Below are 1828 nucleotides of genomic sequence, written 5' to 3'. Positions count from 1 at the left end.
TATGCCGACAGCATGGTGGCGGTTGCCAGGTACAGATGCACCACCAGCAGCGCCTCGTACACGGTGGCCGCCGATACAGGGCGGGCGTTTTTGCGCGCGGCCAGGAACAGCGCGTGCAACGTCTGCGCGGCGCTCAGCAGGAAGAACGCCGCCGTAAGCGTTGCGACCACGGGAATCTTGATGAACAGCAGCTCTTCCATCACGCCACCCCTTCGCCTTCGCTTACTTGCACGGCAAGCGTCGCGCCACCGGGCGCGACGTCAAGGGAGAAACGGACGGCGCGGCGCTCGAGGATCCGGCGCAGCTCCTCAAGAGAGCGCGTGTAGCCTTCGGTTTGCGCCGACTCCTCGGCTTCCAGGGCAGCGCGCAACTCCACGACGCGGCGCTGCCGACTTGCGGTCGCCCCTTCGTCCGCCGCTTCGCCAGCTTCGGCCTTGTCGCTGACGAACAGCATGAGGATGGGGTTGCTCGCCGCGAACGCCGCCGCCGCGAAATCGTACAGGCAGTCGTAGAGCACGCTAACCGTGGAGGCGGGCAGCACGCGTTTGGCGTCCACGAGCGCGGCGCAGTCGATGCCCAAAGTGCGCAGGTCGGCGGCCGTTTCGTTGAACACCAGCTGAAGGCGCTCGCGGTTGAACGCCGGGTCGCTTTTCCCGGCCAGCACCAGGCCGCCCTTGCGCTTGCAATACGCGATGAGCAGCTTAACCTCGGTGAGCCGCTCGCGCCGCTTCGCCAAGCTTTGCGGGTCGTTGCCGCGGGGGAGGTCGGAGAGCAGTTCGTCGATGCGGCGGGTCTTGGCCGCAAGCGTCTGCTCGATCTCGTCGACCAGCGCGCGCTCTTGCTGCGTGCGGTACAGCACGCTGTCGATGGCGTGGCGATGCTTCAGCAGCTCGTTGTGCGCCCGCAGGCTGCTCCTTCGCTGCTCGAGCGTTTCGCGCCGCTCGTCGATGGCGGTGACGTCCTCGGCCAGCAGCGCCGACCCGCCCGTGACGTTGTAACCTCTGAACAGCGTATGGGGGACCGCCGTGGTGCGGAAGCTCGAGATGCTTCCGCGTGGAAGGTCGGAGAGCAGGAACATGGAATGCAGCGCGTCGTCTCCGTCGCTTGGCTGGAACTGCGCGGTGTGCAGCGCCACCTCGCCGCTGCGCGAAAGGATGCGCAGGTTGAACGGAAGCGCGGAAAACATCGACTCGCGCCAGTAGTACGAAGGGAGTATTCCCAGGTCAAGCGCTATCTCAAGGCAGGATATCAGCAGAATGCTGTACACGAGCGCAAGGTTGGATCCGATCAGGAACCGCAGGATATAGAGCACCGTGTACACCCCCAGCACGCCCACGACAAGGGCCATCGGGGCGAACGCGCTGCGCAGCTGCTTGCGGGCAGCGGCGAACGAGCAGGCGAAGAACAGCATGATCTGCACAATCATCCAGCCGAGCACCACCCAATACCCAGGGCCGTACGTGTAGCTGCCCGACCACAGCGGGTCGTCGAACGAGAAGCGGAACACCACGTGATGGAGGTTGTTCGTCAACACGAGCGCGATCAGCGCCGCATCGATGGCCAGCACGGCCCGTTTCGCGTAGCTTGTGATGGGCATGCGGTCGAGCGCCGAGGCGCGCATGGCGCTGAACAGGCTGAACGTGCCGGTCAGCAGCATGGGCACGTAATACAGGTACCACATGATGGAGACCAGGTGGTCGTTGCCGGTTTGGTATTTCAGCGTGACGATGAGCAGCCAGGCGACGCACAGGGCGGCGTTGGCCTTCAGGTAGCGCGCGATGAGCGCATCCGAGCAGCGCAGGTGGATGGTGAACCCCCAGGCTGCTAG

General features: G+C 65.0%; 2 protein-coding genes. Both read right to left on the bottom strand.

The window, feature by feature from the left end; translation table 11 throughout:
• Window positions 1-200 (bottom strand): hypothetical protein (locus tag Q0H50_RS09435; RefSeq protein WP_294421701.1); only part of this gene is annotated, 200 nt, incomplete at its 3' end.
• A partial coding sequence (locus Q0H50_RS09430) for a hypothetical protein (RefSeq protein ID WP_294421700.1) occupies window positions 200-1828 on the bottom strand: 1629 nt, incomplete at its 5' end. The genes Q0H50_RS09430 and Q0H50_RS09435, both read right to left, overlap by 1 nt.

The organism is uncultured Senegalimassilia sp., from assembly GCF_934632265.1.
Classification (GTDB): Bacteria; Actinomycetota; Coriobacteriia; order Coriobacteriales; family Eggerthellaceae; genus Senegalimassilia.
Note: the sequence above shows the minus strand (reverse complement) of the source record. Positions and strands in the feature narration are given on the sequence as shown.